1 pseudogene is annotated in these 567 nt (G+C 66.3%); it reads right to left on the bottom strand.

The features are described from left to right. A pseudogene (locus DMB66_RS60465) lies at positions 1-529 on the bottom strand (XRE family transcriptional regulator); the annotation flags it as partial. Positions 530-567: the final 38 nt, after the last annotated feature.

Here is a 567-nt window from a genome sequence, read left to right as displayed (position 1 = left end):
GCCGTGCCCGCGGACTCGGCCCATCATTGATCGAGTGGTTGATGGCGTAGCCAGCCGCGTCGTCATATCCGCGCACCGTGGTGCGGTTGTCGGTGACGTCGGCGTACCAGATCCCGTCAGCGCCGATCCACGTCGCCGTGATCGCTGTTCTGCGCCGATCAAAGACGAAGCCGGGCGTACCGGCCAGCTCAGCTATGTCCGTCACCACCGTCCGGATACCGTGCGACTCCATCAAGGCGAGCGCGAGCAATAGCAGCATGCGCTCACCGGTCGGTGAATCATCGACCGCGTGCCGAGGGACGCAGAACGCCCGCACGAGGGGCGACCGGTCGTCAGCGCGGATGGACGTCTCTCGCAGGTATTGGTGCTTGTGGTCGAACAGCAGCCACGTCGCAGCTTCCTCACCGCGCTGCTCACGGGTCCAGTACACCGGATGGTCGGTCAGCGCCGAGGCGTGCCGGCGGATATGGTTCGCGCAGAACTGCGAGCCCAGCCACATCTGGCTGACCGGGCCGGCGTCGGCCGCCATGTCCCTGCTCGCAGCAGATTTGTCCAGCTGCGCGAAGG

It is taken from the genome of Actinoplanes sp. ATCC 53533, from assembly GCF_003947245.1.
This window is presented reverse-complemented; position numbering and strand designations above follow the sequence as displayed.